The sequence below is a fragment of the Shinella oryzae genome (genome assembly GCF_023038235.1).
Lineage (GTDB): Bacteria > Pseudomonadota > Alphaproteobacteria > Rhizobiales > Rhizobiaceae > Shinella > Shinella sumterensis.
In genome coordinates, this window is sequence record NZ_CP081987.1 from 2,556,363 (window position 1) to 2,572,334 (window position 15,972).

Sequence of the window (15,972 nt, forward strand, 5' to 3'; positions counted from 1 at the left end):
CATGTCGTTCCTGAAAATCAGCAATCTGCGCAAGTCCTATGGTGCGCTGGAAATCCTCAAGGACATCAATCTGGAGATCGAGCGGGGCGGCTTCCTCGTGCTCGTGGGTCCCTCCGGTTGCGGCAAGTCCACGCTGCTCAACACGATCGCCGGCCTCGAACCCATCACCTCCGGCGACATCGCCATCGATGGCCGCTCGGTTGCGGGCCTGCATCCCTCCAAGCGCGACATCGCCATGGTGTTCCAGTCCTATGCGCTTTATCCCAACATGACGGTGGGCGGAAACATCGCCTTCGGCATGGAAATCCGCGGCGTGCCGAAGGAGGAGCGCGACAAGGCCATCAAACAGGTCGCCGACATGCTGCAGATCGGCCATCTGCTCGACCGCAAGCCCGGCCAGCTTTCCGGCGGCCAGCGCCAGCGCGTCGCCATGGGCCGGGCGCTGGTGCGCGACCCCAAACTCTTCCTGTTCGACGAGCCGCTGTCCAACCTCGACGCCAAGCTGCGCGTCGACATGCGCACGGAAATCAAGCGCCTGCACCATCGCATGAAGACCACCATCGTCTACGTGACGCACGACCAGATCGAGGCGATGACGCTCGCCACCAAGATCGCCGTCCTGAAGGACGGCGTGTTGCAGCAGTTCGGTTCGCCGGCCGAGATCTACAACAATCCGGCCAACACCTTCGTCGCCGATTTCATGGGCTCGCCCGCGATGAACCTCCTCTCGGCGCGCATCGAACAGAACGGCTCCGGCATGGCCGTATCGCTCGCCCGCCACCAGGCCGAGCCGCTGGTATTGTCCGTGCCCAACGCCCCGGACGGACTTGCCGCCTACAAGGGCAAGGACGTGATCTTCGGCATCCGTCCCGAAGCGCTGACCGACCCTGACGGCGCGGACCGCAATGCCCGGACCGTCGGCGAAGGCGATTGCCTGATCGAGGTGGTGGAACCTGCGGGCGCCGACACCTTCGCCGTCACCCATCTCGGCGGCAAGGAGATCGTCGCGCGGCTTCGCGCCGACGTGCGCATCGCCGCCGGCCAGACGGCGCGCCTTGCCTTCAACCTCGACAAGGCCGTGTTCTTCGATCCGGCCAGCCAGCTTCGCATCGCCTGAGAAAAACCATGACAACGCAGCCGGACATCGTCATCATCGGATCGGGCATCGGCGGCTCCACCATGGCCGCCGCGCTTGCCCCGACGGGCGCCAGGATCGTCATCTTAGAGGCGGGCGACCATCTGCCCGACCGCCCGGAAAACCGCGACCAGCGCGCCATCTTCCAGCGCGGCCATTTCCGGCCGAAGGAGATGTGGTACGAGGCCGACGGCACCGCCTTCAACCCCGGCAACTATTACAATGTCGGCGGCAATTCGAAATTCTACGGCGCAGTCCTCGTGCGCTACCGCCGCGAGGATTTCGAGGAGATGCGTCACCGCGACGGCGTTTCTCCGGCATGGCCATTCCCGTATGACGAGCTGGAACCGTGGTATTCCGCCGCGGAAAAACTCTACAATGTGCGCGGCGCGTTGGGCGAAGACCCGACGGAGCCGCCTCATTCCAAGCCCTATCCTTTCCCGCCGGTGCCGGACGAGCCAGCCATCGCGAAAGTCCGCGCGAGAATGAAGGCGAACGGCCTTCATCCCTATTCGCTGCCGCTCGGCGTCGATATCGACCGCTGGCTCGCCAAGGCGAAGACGCCATGGGATGCACACCCCAACTGCAACGACGGCAAGATGGATGCCGAGAGTACGGCGCTGGCCGAGGCGCTGAAATATCCCAATGTCGAGCTGCGCACCAACTGCCGGGTGACGCGGCTTGCCACCGCCCCGCATGGCCGCACCATCTCGACGGTGCATTACATGCGCGGCGATCAGGCGGAGAGCGTTTCGCCGAAGCTGGTGATCCTGTCGGCCGGCGCGGTGCAGTCCGCCGTGCTGCTGCTGCGCTCGGCCTCGGAGGCTTTCCCGAACGGCCTCGCCAACAGCTCCGACCAGGTCGGCCGCAACTTCATGAACCACAATTCGAGCGCCGTGATCGGTGTTTCTCCCTTTTACAGAAACACCTCCGTCTATCAGAAGAGCTTCGGCTTCAACGACTATTACCTTTCGGACGGCAACGGCGGCCCGCCGCTCGGCAATGTCCAGCTCCTCGGCCGCGTGTCGGGCAAAATCCTGAAAGCCAACCTGCCCTCCGCGCCGGAATGGCTGCTGGAGCAGGTCGCCGCCCGCGCCATCGATTTCTACGCAATGAGCGAGGATCTGCCGCATCCCGAAAGCCGCATCACGGTCGATGGCGAGAAGATCGTCATGAAATGGACTCGGACCAACTGGCAGGCCCATCTCGACCTTGTGACCAAACTGAAGACCGCGCTGAAGCAGGCCGGCTTCCCCATCGTGCTCGCCCGTGCCTTCGACAAGCGCACCCCCTCGCATCAATGCGGCACGGTGCGCATCGGCAATGACCCGGAGACGGCCCCTCTCGACATCTGGTGCCGCGCCCATGACCATCCGAACCTCTTCGTGGTGGATGCCTCCTACCTGCCGACCTCGGCGGCGGTGAACCCGGCGCTGACGGTGGCCGCCCAGGCCCTGCGCGTCGCCGATCACATCCAATCGAGGGATCTCGCCGCATGATGACCCCGGACCGTCCCGTCGCCATCGTCACCGGCGGCCGCCGGGGCATCGGCCTCGGCATCGCGCAGGCCCTGGCATCCGAAGGCTTCTACATAGCCATAACGGGCATCGGCGATGGCGATGCGACGACGGACAACATGATCGCCGGCCTCGCCACGCTCGGCGCCCGCGCGATCTATCTCAAGGGCGATCTTGCCGATCTCTCCGGCCATGCGGCGACTGTCGCTGCCATTGAAGACCGGCTTGGCGCGATTGCCTGCCTCGTCAACAATGCCGGCATCGCCTCCGTCGTGCGCGGCGATTTCCTCGATCTGGCGCCGGAGAATTTCGACACGATCGTCTCGACCAACCTGCGCGGCACCGTCTTCTTCACGCAGGCCGTGCTGAAGGCGATGCTGCGCTCGAAACAGGCCGCCGGGCCGCGTTCGATTATCAACATCACCTCCGTCTCGGCCGGCCTGACCTCTCCCGAACGGCTCGACTACTGCATGACCAAGGCAGGGCTCGCCGCCTTCAGCCAGGGCCTGGCGCTGCGGCTTGCGGATACAGGCATTTCGGTCTTCGAAATCCGCCCCGGCATCATCCGCTCCGAGATGACATCAGGTGTCTCCGCCAAATACGACGCGCTCATCGAAGGCGGCCTGGTGCCGATGAAGCGCTGGGGCGAACCGGACGATATCGGCTCCGCGGCAGCGGCGCTGGCATCCGGCAAATTCGCCTTTGCCACCGGCTCGGTGATCAATCTCGACGGCGGGCTGTCGATCGGCCGACTCTAAGCCGCCGCGCGCCCCACAAGAACTCTGAGGACCAGAGCATGACCTACGATTACATCATCACCGGCGCCGGCCCGGCGGGCTGCGTTCTGGCGAACCGGCTTTCCGAGGATCCGAGCGTTCGCGTGCTCTTGCTCGAAGCCGGCGGCGGCGACTGGAACCCGCTATTCCACATGCCAGCCGGTTTCGCCAAGATGACCAAGGGCGTCGCGAGCTGGGGCTGGGAGACCGTGCCGCAGAAGCACATGAAGGGCCGCGTGCTGCGCTATACGCAGGCGAAGGTCATCGGTGGCGGCTCCTCGATCAACGCGCAGCTCTATACCCGCGGCAACGCCGCCGACTACGACCTCTGGGCCCGCGAAGACGGCTGCGAGGGCTGGAGCTACCGCGAGATCCTGCCCTACTTCAAACGCGCCGAGGACAACCAGCGCTTCGCCGACGACTACCATGCCTATGGCGGGCCGCTCGGCGTCTCCATGCCGGTCTCGGCGCTCCCGATCTGCGACGCCTATATCCGCGCCGGCCAGGAACTCGGCATTCCCTACAATCATGATTTCAACGGGCGACAGCAGGCGGGCGTCGGCTTCTACCAGCTCACCCAGCGCAATCGCCGCCGCTCCTCCGCCTCGCTCGCCTATCTGTCGCCGATCAAGGATCGCAAGAACCTGACGATCCGCACCGGCGCCCGCGTCGCCCGTATCGTGCTCGAGGGCACGCGCGCCGTCGGCGTCGAGGTGGTGACCGGCACGAGCGTCGAGACCATTCGCGCCGAACGCGAAGTGCTCGTCTCCTCCGGCGCCATAGGCTCACCGAAACTGCTGCAACAATCCGGCATCGGCCCGGCCGATCACCTGCGTTCGGTCGGCGTTACAGTGAAGCACGACCTGCCGGGCGTCGGCTCCAACATGCAGGACCATCTCGACCTCTTCGTCATTTCCGAATGCACGGGCGACCACACCTATGATGGGGTGGCCAGGCTGCACCGCACGCTCTGGGCCGGCCTGCAATATGTGCTGTTCCGCTCCGGTCCCGTTGCCTCGTCGCTCTTTGAGACCGGCGGTTTCTGGTATGCCGATCCCGAAGCGCGCTCGCCCGATATCCAGTTCCATCTTGGCCTCGGCTCCGGCATCGAGGCCGGCGTCGAAAAGCTGAAGAATGCCGGCGTGACCTTGAACTCGGCCTACCTGCATCCCCGCTCCCGCGGCACCGTGCGGCTCTCGTCCGCCGATCCCGCCGCCGCACCGCTGATCGACCCGAACTACTGGGAAGACCCGCACGATCGCAAAATGTCGATCGAGGGCCTGAAGATCGCCCGCGAGATCATGCAGCAGGCGGCGCTGAAACCCTTCGTCATGGCGGAACGGTTGCCCGGGCCGAAATTCGTCACCGACGAAGACCTCTTCGATTACGGCTGCGCAAATGCCAAGACGGACCACCACCCGGTCGGCACCTGCAAGATGGGCACGGGTGCAGATGCCGTCGTCGGGCTCGACTTGAAGGTCCATGGGCTTGACGGCCTGCGCGTCTGCGATAGCTCCGTCATGCCGCGCGTTCCCTCCTGCAACACCAATGCCCCGACAATCATGGTGGGCGAAAAGGGCGCCGATATCATCCGCGGCCTGCCGGCGCTGCCGGCCCAGGTTTTTCAGCATGAGCGCAACGATGCGCGCCCCAGAGCGCGCGCCAGTATCCGATAGGGAAGACCATGATCCGCCACTGCGTTTTCATCCGCTTCAAGCCGACCATCTCCACCGCCTACAAGACGGAGCTGTTCAACGAAATCGATGCCCTGAAGGACCGCCTGCCGGGCATGCTTGCTGTCCACATCGGCACCAATGTCAGCCCAGAAGACGGCATGGACAAAGGCTTCTCGGATGGCTTCATCGTCGATTTCGCCGACAGTTTCTCGCGCGACACCTATCTTGAAGACCCGGAGCACAAGGCGACCGGCGGCCGGCTCGTTGCCGCCGCTGAGGGCGGTATTGCCGGCATCCTCGTCTACGATCTCGAAACGGACGATTAGAGCCGCATTGTCCGACGCCGAAGCGATCCCGCGTCGGCTGCGAATACTCTAGACCCGCCCGGCCCGACGTGCGAGTGCACGTTCGACGGCCGAGAAGGCATCGTAGATCAGCACCGCCAGCACCGCGACGACGACGCCGCCCTGCAGCACGAAGGCCAGGTTGTTGGATTGCAGCCCGGCGATGATGACCTCGCCCAATGTCTTGGCCGCGACCGTGGAGCCGATGGTGGCAGTGGCAAGGCTGATCGTGACGGAAAGGCGAATGCCGGCCAGGATGACCGGCAGCGCCAGCGGCAATTCCACTCGCGTCAGCTGCTGCCAGGCCGTCATGCCCGTGCCGCGCGCCGCCTCGACGATCGCCTTCGGCAGTGTGGAAAGACCCGTCATTGCATTCTCGAAGACCGGCAGCAGGCCGTAGAAAAACAGGGCGATCAATGTCGGTTTCTCTCCGAAACCGACGATCGGCACGGCCAACGCCAGCACGGCGACCGGCGGAAAGGTCTGGCCGATATTCACGAGGCTGCGCGAGAGCGGCAGGAACTCCGCGCCGACCGGTCGTGTCACCAGAATGGCAAGCCCGACGGCAACGAGGGTTGCGGCGAAAGTTGCGGTGAAGACCGTGGCGAGATGCGACAGGGTCAGCGAAAGCAGGCTGCCCTGATTGTAGATCGCCGGCGCGTTCGCCTGCACCAGCGGCTTCAGCAACGGCTCGAAAAGTTCCGGGCGCACCAGAAAGGTAATCAGCAGGATCAGCGCTGCGAGCCGGAGCAGATTGGGCAGGAACCGCTTCATTGCGGCCTCGCGGCACGCCGGGCGAGACCGGCAAGCGTGACACGACCGAGAGGCGCGCCATCCGCGCCGACCACCGGCAGGGCCTCGCGGCCCGACCAGAGCAGCGAAGACAAGGCCTCACGCTGGCTGACCGAGGCGGCGATCGGCTCGCCTTGCGCCTCGCCCGCCTCGGCGGCATCCGCCGCGGTACCGATGGACAGCAGCCGGAACGGCCGCTCCTCGGCGCCGATCAGGGTTTCGACGAAATCCGTCGCGGGATTGACCAGCATCTCGTCCGGCGCCGCGCATTGCACGATCCGGCCCTTGTCCATCACGGCGATCTTGTCGGCGAGATGGAACGCCTCCTCCATGTCGTGGGTGACGAGAACGATGGTGGTGCCGAAATGCTTCTGGATCGCCAGAAGATCGTCCTGCGCCTTGGCGCGAATGACAGGGTCGAGCGCACCGAAGGGCTCGTCCATCAGGAGGATGTTCGGCTCGGCGGCGAGCGCCCGCGCCACGCCGACACGCTGCTGCTGACCGCCCGAGAGCTCATGCGGATACCGCGGGCCGAAGGCGGCGGGATCGAGCTGGAACAGCGTCAGCAGCTCCTCGACCTTGGCGGCGATGCGTTTCTTGTCCCAGCCGAGCAAGGTCGGGACCGTCGCGATGTTTTCGGCGACCGTGCGATGCGGGAACAGGCCGTGGCCCTGGATCGCATAGCCGATGTGGCGGCGCAGTTCATAACCGGGGATCGAGCGATTGTCCGCGCCGTCGATGCGGATCATGCCATCGCTCGGTTCGACGAGGCGGTTGATCATGCGCATCAGCGTCGTCTTGCCGGAGCCGGACGTGCCGACGATGACGGTAATCGTGCGCGGCTCGACCGTCATCGAGACAGTGTCGACGACCGTGTTGTCGCCGTAGCGCTTGGTGATGTTCTCGATCTCGATCATGCCGCCCTGCCACGTTTGGAATTGGAAAGTTCGGTCGCCGCATCGAGCACCACGGCGGCGGCGAAGGCGAGCGCCACGGTCGGCACCGCGCCGAGCAGCACGAGATCCATGGCCGTCTGGCCGATGCCCTGGAACACGAAGACACCGAAGCCGCCGCCGCCGATAAGCGCCGCGATGGTGGCGAGGCCTATATTCTGGACAAGCACGATGCGGATGCCGGTAAGAATGACCGGGAAAGCCAGCGGCAACTCCACCCCGAAAAGCCGCTGGCGGTCTGTCATGCCGATGCCGCGGGCAGCATCGTTGGCATCACGCGGCACGCCGGCAAGACCAACCACCGTGTTGGCGACGACGGGAAGCAGCGAATAGAGGAAAAGCGCCACGAAGGCCGGAGCGGCGCCGATGCCGCGGATGCCGAGTGCCGAGGCCCCCGGCACGTTGAGCGCGATCCAGCCGAGCGGCGCGATCAACAGGCCGAAAAGCGCGATGGACGGGATCGTCTGGATGATATTCAGCCCGTTCAACACGCCGGCGCGCAGCGAGGGAACGCGGTGGCAGAGAATACCGAGCGGAAGGCCGACGAGGCACGCGGCCGCAAGCGAGCCAAGCGCCAGAACGACGTGACGCCCCGCCTCCAGCCAGAAGGTCTCGGCCCGGCTGCCATATTCCTTGAGGATCGAAAGTCCGTCCCAGATGCCGGACACGAGAAGGCCCGCGACCGTGGCGGCAACGGCCAGCAGCAGACCGATCCGGGCGAGCGGCGAAAGCCGCAGCCGCGCCAGCGCATCGGCCGTCAGCAGCGCGAAAGCGAAGCTCGACAACCAGAAGCCGGAGGCCGGCGAGACACGGGCATAGTTGTTCTCGGGCGGCGTCAGATGCCCGGCGGAGACGCCGATGAGGACGGCCAGGGCAAGCAGCGCGACAAGGCCGAGCACGAGCCGGAAAAGTGTCGGGGTTTTCAGGACGATGAGAACGATGGCGACGGCAATGAAGCCAAGCAGCGCCGCGCCGTGGCCAGGCGGCAGCGCATCGAGGATCCATCGCGCCTCGCCCGGCACGATACGGTTTGCGCGGAAATTGGCGAAGGGCGCCAGAAAGCCGCCATAGGCCAGCAATGCGGCGATCACCACGCCGAGCTTGTCGATCCTGAACCCCATGCGCCCCTTTCGGATAGGCCCTCCGCCCGGGCGGGCGGAGGGCAAGTCGGATTACTTGATGAAGCCGTTCTTCTTCAGGAAGTCCTCGGCAACCGCCTTGGCCGGCTCGCCGCCGACCTGCACGCGGCCGTTGAGGTCCTGCAATGTCACGAGATCGAGCTTTTCGAAGACGGGCTTCAGCAGCTCCTCGATCTGCGGGTTGGCCTTCAGCACTTCCTCGCGGATGATCGGCGCCGGCTGGTAGACCGGCTGCACTCCCTTGTCGTCCTCGAGAACGACGAGGCCCGAGGGCGCGATGCCGCCGTCGGTGCCATAGACCATGGCGGCGTTGGCGCCGTTCGTCTGGTTGGCCGCCGCGGCGATGGTCGCAGCCGTGTCACCGCCCGAAAGCGTGATGAGCTGATCCGGCTTCAGCGTGAAGCTGTACGTCGTCTGGAAGGCCGGCAGCGCCGCGGCGGAGTTCACGAATTCGGAGGACGCCGCCAGCACGATCTTGCCACCGTCGGCAACATATTTGCCGAAGTCCGTCATGGTGGCGAGCTTGTTGGGCTCGGCGACATCCTTGCGCAGCGCGATCGCCCAGGTGTTATTGGCCGGCGAAGGCGTCAGCCAGACGATCTTGTTGGCGTCGAAATCGAGCGTCTTGGCAAGCTCGTAGGCCTTGGTCGCATCCTTCCACGCCGGGTCGTCCGCCTTCTCGAAGAAGAAGGCGGCATTGCCGGTATATTCCGGATAGATGTCGATCTCGCCGGCTGTGATCGCCTGCCGCACGACGGGCGTCGCGCCCAGCTGGACGCGATCCGTCGTCTGGATGCCGTTGGCATTCAGAACCGCAAGGATGATGTTTCCGAGAACGCCGCCTTCCGTGTCGATCTTCGACGAGACGACGACCTGGGCGTTTGCTGCACCGGCCGTAAGGCTGAGGGCGAAAGCTGCTCCGATGAACTTGACGACTGGGCGCATGTGAAACCTCTCCGTATTGCAAAAACCCGTGACGGCATTTTCATCACGTTCGGGAATGCCCGTCTCGGCAAAGCATTCCATATATGGCGGCAAATGACAAAAAACAGACCGCGCCGGAACGTTCGGGCGAATGTTTGTGCGACCTTCGAAAGGTATGGAAAATCAGGCGCTCGCCGGTGATGCAGCTGCTTGGCTCGGCAGAAGTGAAATGAGCGTATCCGCGACCACGCTTCCGTCGTGCTGGCCCCGCTGCCAGGCATCCTCGAATTCCCCGACGACGGCCTCCGCGCCCAGCCGCGCGCAGGTCTCCTCCAGCGCGCCGTTGCCGAGATAGGCGAAGGCGCCGGCGCTCTTTTCAAAGGGCAGCAACTGGCGGTTCGCCAGCACATGCGTGAAGAGGCGCATCTCCGAGCCGCCCTGCGCGTGCCACACCTGCGCCGTCACGTCCAGCATGCGCGCCAGGTCCATTCCGCGTGTCTCGCGACATTGCAGGATGTTGCCGATGAAGATGCGCCTTGCATGCACGTTGCGGACGATGGCCGCAACGATGCCGTCCACCAGGAAATGCGGAAGCACGCTTGTGAAGAAGCTGCCCGGCCCGAAGACGATGGCGTCAGCGCTTTCGATGCTCTCGATCACCGCGTCATTGGCGGATGCGCCATCCTCTCCCGCAGACAGCACGATCTCGCGGATGCCCGCCGCGCCCTCTTCATCGGTCAGCGCCGTCACGCGATGCTGCCCATCGACCACCCTGCCATCCTTCAGCCGGGCCGAAAGCGTGACGTCAGGCGAAACCGTCGACGGCCAGACATGGCCCGTAATATCGCACAGCTTGCGAAACACGAAGATGGCCGTGTTGATATCGCGGTTATGGGCAAGATGCGCCCCTGTGAGAATGAAGTTGCCGATGCTGCCATTGCGCAGGTCGAAGTCGTCACCGACTGCGGATTGGAACGTGCGCAGATAGTTCAGGATCGCACCCCGCAGGCCGGGCTCCATGCGCTCCAGCAGCGGGTGCCGCCCCTCCGCATAAAGGGCGAATTCCGTACGGGCGTCCTCCAGCGCACCCGTGGTAAGCCGCGCGTTGCAAAGCTTCACCACGTCGCCGGATCGCCCCTCGCCATAGGCCATGGTGATGAGCGCCTGCCGGATATCACCGACAGCCAGGAGACCGAGGCTTTCGCGGATGACCTTGGAACTGCCGCCGCTATCCCAGGCGGGCACGATGCGCGTCAGCCGCACCGGCTTGGAACAGAGCGCAAGATTGGTCGAGCGGCAGGCCGTGCCGCCGGAAAAGAGAACGATATGCGGCAGGCGGCCCTCGGCCATGCGGTCTCCCTACGTTTCGGCTCGTCGCGCTGTGTTGAACGCCGCACCGATCAGAACCTTGGTATAGTCCGCCTTTGGCGCGCTGGAAATGGCATCCGTCAGCCTCTCCTCGACAATCCTGTAGCCCTTTGAGAATGAAAGCGGACCGGGTCCATCGTCTGCAACCACCCTGGAAACGGCAGACGCAGAGCCCATATCTCGCTTCTTCGCGCCGTCCGAAAGAGATGTGCGCCGCAGAAAATGAGAAAAATATTTGCATTTGCCGAAACTATTCGCAGTTTTCTGCCCATCGTTTTGCAGTGTTTTCTGCGATTGATCGCCCATCAAACATCCAAGCCAGAAACGGAGTCCCGAGATGAACTGGTTGAAGACACTTGCCGCCGCCGCAGCCCTTCAGGTAGCCGTCCTGGCCCCGGCCCATGCCGGCGAAAACCTGGCCGCCATCCAGTCGGCCGGCGCGCTGAAGATCGGCACCGAAGGCACCTACGCGCCCTTTACCTACCATGATACCGACGGCAAGCTGGTCGGCTTCGACGTCGAGATCGGCGAAGCCATCGCCAAGAAGCTCGGCGTGAAGGCCGAGTTCCTCGAAGGCAAATGGGATGGCCTGATCGCCGGCCTCGACGCCAACCGCTACGACGCCGTGATCAACCAGGTCGGCATCACCGAGGCGCGCAAGCAGAAATACGACTTCTCCGAGCCCTACATCGCCTCCAAGGCCGTTCTAATCGTTCGCGGCGACGACGACAGCATCAAGGGCTTCGCCGACCTCAAGGGCAAAAAGTCCGCCCAGTCGCTGACCAGCAACTTCGGCAAGATCGCCCAGGAAGCGGGCGCGGAACTCGTCGGCACCGACGGTTTCGACCAATCCATCCAGCTCGTGCTGACCGGCCGCGCCGACGCGACGATCAACGACAGCCTGTCCTTCCTCGATTTCAAGAAGCACAAGCCCGACGCGAACGTGAAGGTCGTCGCCGAGCAGGCCGATGCCGATTATTCCGGCGTTATCATCCGCAAGGGCGAGCCGGAACTGCTCGAGGCGATCAACAAGGCGCTGGCCGATATCAAGGCCGACGGCACCTACAAGACGATCTCCGACAAGTATTTCGGTCAGGACGTCTCCAAGTAATTCTGCCGCGACCGCTTCGCGGCGGTCCTTTCCTCGCATATAGGTAGGCGTTCGGACTGGCCGGGGATTCCCCCGGCCAGTCGCATTTCCGGAGGTTTCGCCGTGCCGCCGTGGCTTCAACTGATGCTGGACTCGCTTGCGCCCCTGCTCTGGGCCGCGCTCGTCTTCACCATTCCGCTCACCCTTCTTTCCTTCGTGCTCGGCCTGGCGCTCGGCCTGCTGACGGCCGTCGTCCGGCTCTTTGCGCCACGCCCCTTCTCCGATATCGCCCGCTTCTATGTCTGGGTGTTTCGCGGCACGCCGCTTCTGGTGCAGCTCTTCGTCATCTTCTACGGCCTGCCGAGCGTCGGCATCCTGCTCGATGCCTTCCCCGCAGCACTCATCGGCTTCACGCTGAATGTCGGCGCCTATACCTCCGAAATCATCCGCGCCGTCATTTCCTCCGTTCCGCGCGGCCAATGGGAGGCGGCCTATTCGATCGGCATGACGTGGTCGCAGGCCATGCGCCGCACGATCCTGCCGCAGGCCGCCCGCGTCGCCGTGCCGCCGCTCTCCAACACCTTCATCTCGCTGGTGAAGGACACGTCCCTCGCCGCCGCCGTCACCGTGCCAGAACTCTTCCAGACGGCGCAGCGCATCGTCGCCACCACCTATGAGCCGCTGATCCTCTATATCGAGGCAGCTCTGATCTATCTGGCGCTGAGCTCGGTTCTTTCGGCGCTGCAAGTGCGGCTGGAGAAGCGTTTTGCCCGCTATGGCGGCTTCCTGGAGGCCAGGACATGATCGAACTCGAACACATCGAAAAGCGCTTCGGCGACAACCTTGTCCTGCGCGACATCAGCCTTCAGCTGGCCGAAGGCAGCGTGACGGCCCTGGTGGGTCCGTCGGGCGGCGGCAAGAGCACGCTGCTGCGCTGCATCAACCTCTTGGAAATCCCGACCTCGGGTTCGATCCGCCTCGGCACCGAGAAGATCGATTTCGTCCCCGGAAAACCGGTGGGCTGGGATGCCATCCAGAAGCTGCGCCGCCAGACTGGCATGGTGTTCCAGAACTTCCAGCTCTTCCCGCACCAGACCGCCATCGGCAATGTGATGGAAGGTCTCGTCACGGTGTTGAAATGGCCGGCCGACAAGGCCCGCGCCCGGGCGATGGAACTCCTGGAAAAGGTCGGCATGGCACACAAGGCGGATGCATGGCCGGCAACGCTTTCCGGTGGCCAGCAGCAGCGCGTCGCGATCGCGCGTGCGCTTGCGCCATCGCCCCGCGTCCTGCTCTGCGACGAACCCACCTCGGCGCTCGATCCTGAGCTCGCCGAAGAGGTGGTCGAGGTCCTAAGCCGCCTCGCGCGCGAAGGCACGACGATGGTGATGGCCACGCATGACCTGCGCCTTGCCTCGCGGGTGGCCGATACGGTGGTTTTCCTCGATGGCGGCGTCGTGGTGGAACAGGGCGGGCCGCGCGGCATCTTCTCGACGCCGCAACAGGAACGCACGAAGAAGTTCATTGCATCCTTGAGCGCGCCACACAGTTACGACATCTAGAGGACACGCCGCCTCACGTTACGGTAGCGATGAAATTACCTTGTAGCAGTTGCATCGGCCGGGCGATTCAAGCAGAGTGGCCTGGATTATTATGACCACGACATGCCCCGGGGCATGATCACGGTGGAGAAAGCTCTCATGAACAAGAAGACCCCCAATCCGATCGACGTGTTCGTCGGGTCCCGCGTACGCCTGCGCCGCCTGATGGTCGGCATGAGCCAGGAAGCCCTTGCAGACCGCCTCGGCGTGACGTTCCAGCAGGTGCAGAAGTACGAGAAGGGCACGAACCGCATCAGCGCCAGCCGTCTCCAGGCCATTTCGGATGTCTTCCGTGTGCCGCCGAGCTTCTTCTTCCAGGATGACGACACTGCGGGTGCGACCACGGGCGCCGGCCACGATACCGGTGACGTCTCCACCTTCGTCTCGTCGAAGGAAGGCCTCGACCTCAACCGCGCCTTCCTGAAGATCGAGGACGCGGGTGTGCGCAAGTCGATCATCTCGCTCGCCACCGCGCTTTCCAAGGCCAGCGAGCTGTCGGGCGAACGCGTGGAAACCGCGCCGGAACAGCGGATCTGATTGCCGCATGCCGGCCCGGCTGAAGACGCTTGGCCATCTGCGCCTGCTCGATGAGAGCGGCGAGGATATCGTCTTCCCGGAAAAGGCGCTGCTGATCCTGAGCTATCTTACGGCGCGCGGCCTGCCGGACATACCGCGGGCCGACGCTGCCGCCCTGTTCTGGGACGACACCAATCCGGCTGCCGCCTATGCCAGCCTGCGGCAGACCCTATCGCGCGTGCAGAAGCGCCAGCGCGAACTTGCGCGCAGCTTCCTCACGATTACCGACAGCACGATCGCGCTCGGCCCTGATGCCATCGAGAGCGATCTCGATGCGATAGACGGCAATGCCCCGCTCACGCTGCTTGCCGAACGGCTCACCGAAGACTTTCTGAAAAACATTCGGCCGGTCACGCAGACCCTGACCAAGTGGATTGCCCTGCAAAGGGCGTCCCACATGGCCCTGCTGCGAAATGCGCTGCTTGACATAAGCCGGCAGCCGGCCGATGCCCCGCGTCAGGTTCGGTCCGCCGCGGCGTTGCGGCTGCTCGAGGTAAATCCGGACGATGACGAAGTCCGCAGTGTCCTGACAGGCCGCGTCGTCACGCCGCGCCCTGCCATCATGACAGTGCAGCAGCCGTCCGCTTGTCTGCCCGTTCAGGACCATGTCGAGATTGCGCCGGCCCGCCAGACCCCGCCGCGTGTCGTGCTGTTGCCACCCGTCACCACTCTCACCCAGCGCAACGCCGCGCGTTTTTCTGAAGCGTTGATCGAGGACGTGACGATCGGGCTCTGCGCGCTGCGCTCCATCTCGATCATCGCCCCGCACACCGCCGCGCAGATTTCGCTCCAGGCCGACCGGGCCGCCACTTACGAGCGCCACAAGATCAGCTATATCCTCGAAACGAGGCTGCGCGACGAAGGGGACAGCCATACGCTTTTCGCCCAGCTGATCTTCTTCGGCAGCGACGAGGTGATCTGGGCCGAGCGTTTTCCGCTGTCGGCCGAAGGGCTTGCCCGCTCGCGCCAGATGATCGCCCACCGGATCGCCGGCGCAATCGCCACGGAGATCGAGGACAACGAACTGGTGCGCAACGGCTACGAGGGCGATGCGAATGCCTATCGCAACTTCCTGCTCGGCCAGGGCCAGCTGAAAAACCTCGACCTGCGCGACATCCGCCGCGCCCGCAAGAGCTTTCGCGACGCCCTGCAATTGCAATCCGGCTTTGCGCCCGCACTGAGCGGCCTTGCCCGCAGCTTCTTCCTCGAATGGCTGGTAACGGCCCGGGGCGACGAGGCGCTTCTCCATCAGGCAGAGATCCACGCGCAGGATGCCATACGAGCCGACGACCGTCTGCCCTCAGGCTACCGTGAACTCGGTGTCGTCAAACTCTATTCCCGGCAGTTCGATGAAAGCGCGCATTATCTAGACCGCGCCGAGACGCTCAGCCCGCATTATGCCAATGTCATCGCGAGTTATGCCGACACGCTTGTCCAGGCTTCGCGGCCAGATGACGGGTTGAAGAAGATCGAGCACGCGATCGAACTCAATCCTCTGCCGCCCGACGAATATTTCTGGACGGCCGCGGGCGCCGCCTATTCGCTCGGACGGTATGAGGAGGCGCTCGCCTATATTTCACAGATGAAGGATAAGGATCCGGTACACCGGCTTTCGGCTGCCTGCTGGGCCATGCTCGGCGACATGAAGAAGGCGCGGCTCTTCGTTCGGCGTACCTATGACATCAATCCGAATTTCGATTTCGATGCCTGGATGGCGATCGTGCCCTTCAAGGAAGAGTGGCAACGCAAACATTATTACGACGGATTGAAAAAAGCCGGGTTCTGATCCATCCGGCACAACAAGGAGAGGGATTCACATGACAAGACTCGTTGTACTCGGCGTTCAAGGAGATGACGGCCTCTGGCTCGCGGATCTCGATGCTGGCACGATCACGCAGATAGGCGTGCCGGCAACCGGCGCGTTGAAGAATGCTGACGATCTTCGCAAAGCTGGCGCATCGGTGATCAAGGGCGTCAACCTCGCCGCACTTGCGACATCGGCAGATGCCGTCTCCGGCGGCTTCATGGATGTGTCCGGCGGCTTCATGGACCCCTCGGGCGGCTTCATGGACAAGTGAGCC

General features: G+C 64.1%; 17 protein-coding genes. 11 read left to right on the forward strand and 6 right to left on the reverse strand.

Annotation, left to right across the window (positions count from 1 at the left end; translation table 11 throughout):
* Position 1 precedes the first annotated feature (1 nt).
* From K6301_RS12455 to K6301_RS12475, 5 genes are read left to right on the forward strand one after another with little or no spacing between them, the layout of a single operon-like run.
* Entirely contained in the window at positions 2–1,117 is a 1,116-nt protein-coding gene (locus K6301_RS12455; RefSeq protein WP_247217331.1) for an ABC transporter ATP-binding protein, read from the forward strand.
* A gap of 8 nt (positions 1,118–1,125) precedes the next feature.
* A complete protein-coding gene (locus tag K6301_RS12460) occupies positions 1,126–2,634 on the forward strand; it encodes a GMC oxidoreductase (protein ID WP_247217333.1) in 1,509 nt (502 codons plus the stop codon).
* Entirely contained in the window at positions 2,631–3,410 is a 780-nt protein-coding gene (locus K6301_RS12465; RefSeq protein ID WP_425475340.1) for a 3-ketoacyl-ACP reductase, read from the forward strand. Before K6301_RS12460 ends, K6301_RS12465 begins: the two co-directional genes overlap by 4 nt.
* A 38-nt stretch (positions 3,411–3,448) precedes the next feature.
* The gene (locus K6301_RS12470) at positions 3,449–5,104 is read left to right on the forward strand and encodes a GMC family oxidoreductase (protein ID WP_247217335.1); all 1,656 of its coding nucleotides are present in this window, start codon (positions 3,449–3,451) and stop codon (positions 5,102–5,104) included.
* Positions 5,105–5,112: 8 nt separating this feature from the next.
* Entirely contained in the window at positions 5,113–5,430 is a 318-nt protein-coding gene (locus K6301_RS12475) for a Dabb family protein (RefSeq protein ID WP_134646115.1), read from the forward strand.
* 48 nt (positions 5,431–5,478) lie between these two features.
* Here K6301_RS12475 and K6301_RS12480 read toward each other — a convergent pair whose 3' ends face one another.
* From K6301_RS12480 to K6301_RS12505, 6 genes are all read right to left on the reverse strand, one after another.
* A complete protein-coding gene (locus K6301_RS12480) occupies positions 5,479–6,222 on the reverse strand; it encodes an ABC transporter permease (protein ID WP_247217337.1) in 744 nt (247 codons plus the stop codon).
* Positions 6,219–7,157, reverse strand: coding sequence for an ABC transporter ATP-binding protein (locus K6301_RS12485; RefSeq protein WP_247217339.1), 939 nt, complete (start codon positions 7,155–7,157; stop codon positions 6,219–6,221). The genes K6301_RS12480 and K6301_RS12485 overlap by 4 nt, the downstream gene beginning before the upstream one ends.
* Positions 7,154–8,314, reverse strand: a complete 1,161-nt coding sequence (locus K6301_RS12490; RefSeq protein WP_247217341.1) for an ABC transporter permease — start codon at positions 8,312–8,314, stop codon at positions 7,154–7,156. Before K6301_RS12490 ends, K6301_RS12485 begins: the two co-directional genes overlap by 4 nt.
* A gap of 51 nt (positions 8,315–8,365) precedes the next feature.
* Positions 8,366–9,277, reverse strand: a complete 912-nt coding sequence (osmF, locus tag K6301_RS12495; protein ID WP_247217343.1) for a glycine betaine ABC transporter substrate-binding protein OsmF — start codon at positions 9,275–9,277, stop codon at positions 8,366–8,368.
* A gap of 162 nt (positions 9,278–9,439) precedes the next feature.
* Positions 9,440–10,606, reverse strand: coding sequence for a gluconeogenesis factor YvcK family protein (locus K6301_RS12500; RefSeq protein ID WP_247217345.1), 1,167 nt, complete (start codon positions 10,604–10,606; stop codon positions 9,440–9,442).
* 9 nt (positions 10,607–10,615) lie between these two features.
* The gene (locus tag K6301_RS12505) at positions 10,616–10,930 is read right to left on the reverse strand and encodes a hypothetical protein (RefSeq protein WP_247217347.1); all 315 of its coding nucleotides are present in this window, start codon (positions 10,928–10,930) and stop codon (positions 10,616–10,618) included.
* Positions 10,931–10,961: 31 nt separating this feature from the next.
* On the opposite strand from K6301_RS12505, the gene K6301_RS12510 reads away from it, so the two are divergent.
* The 6 genes from K6301_RS12510 to K6301_RS12535 all read left to right on the forward strand — a co-directional run bounded on the left by K6301_RS12510 (position 10,962) and on the right by K6301_RS12535 (position 15,969).
* Positions 10,962–11,735 (forward strand): amino acid ABC transporter substrate-binding protein, encoded by a 774-nt coding sequence (locus K6301_RS12510; RefSeq protein WP_247217349.1) that lies wholly within the window; start codon positions 10,962–10,964, stop codon positions 11,733–11,735.
* A gap of 102 nt (positions 11,736–11,837) precedes the next feature.
* A complete protein-coding gene (locus K6301_RS12515; protein ID WP_134646127.1) occupies positions 11,838–12,518 on the forward strand; it encodes an ABC transporter permease subunit in 681 nt (226 codons plus the stop codon).
* On the forward strand, positions 12,515–13,276 hold the full coding sequence (locus K6301_RS12520; RefSeq protein WP_160872615.1) for an amino acid ABC transporter ATP-binding protein: 762 nt from the start codon (positions 12,515–12,517) through the stop codon (positions 13,274–13,276). Before K6301_RS12515 ends, K6301_RS12520 begins: the two co-directional genes overlap by 4 nt.
* 138 nt (positions 13,277–13,414) lie before the next feature.
* Complete coding sequence (locus K6301_RS12525) at positions 13,415–13,852, forward strand: helix-turn-helix domain-containing protein (RefSeq protein ID WP_247217351.1); 438 nt, start codon at positions 13,415–13,417, stop codon at positions 13,850–13,852.
* 7 nt (positions 13,853–13,859) lie between these two features.
* Positions 13,860–15,677, forward strand: coding sequence for an AfsR/SARP family transcriptional regulator (locus K6301_RS12530; RefSeq protein ID WP_247217353.1), 1,818 nt, complete (start codon positions 13,860–13,862; stop codon positions 15,675–15,677).
* A 31-nt stretch (positions 15,678–15,708) separates the two neighbouring features.
* Positions 15,709–15,969, forward strand: a complete 261-nt coding sequence (locus K6301_RS12535) for a hypothetical protein (RefSeq protein WP_247217356.1) — start codon at positions 15,709–15,711, stop codon at positions 15,967–15,969.
* Positions 15,970–15,972 lie beyond the last annotated feature (3 nt).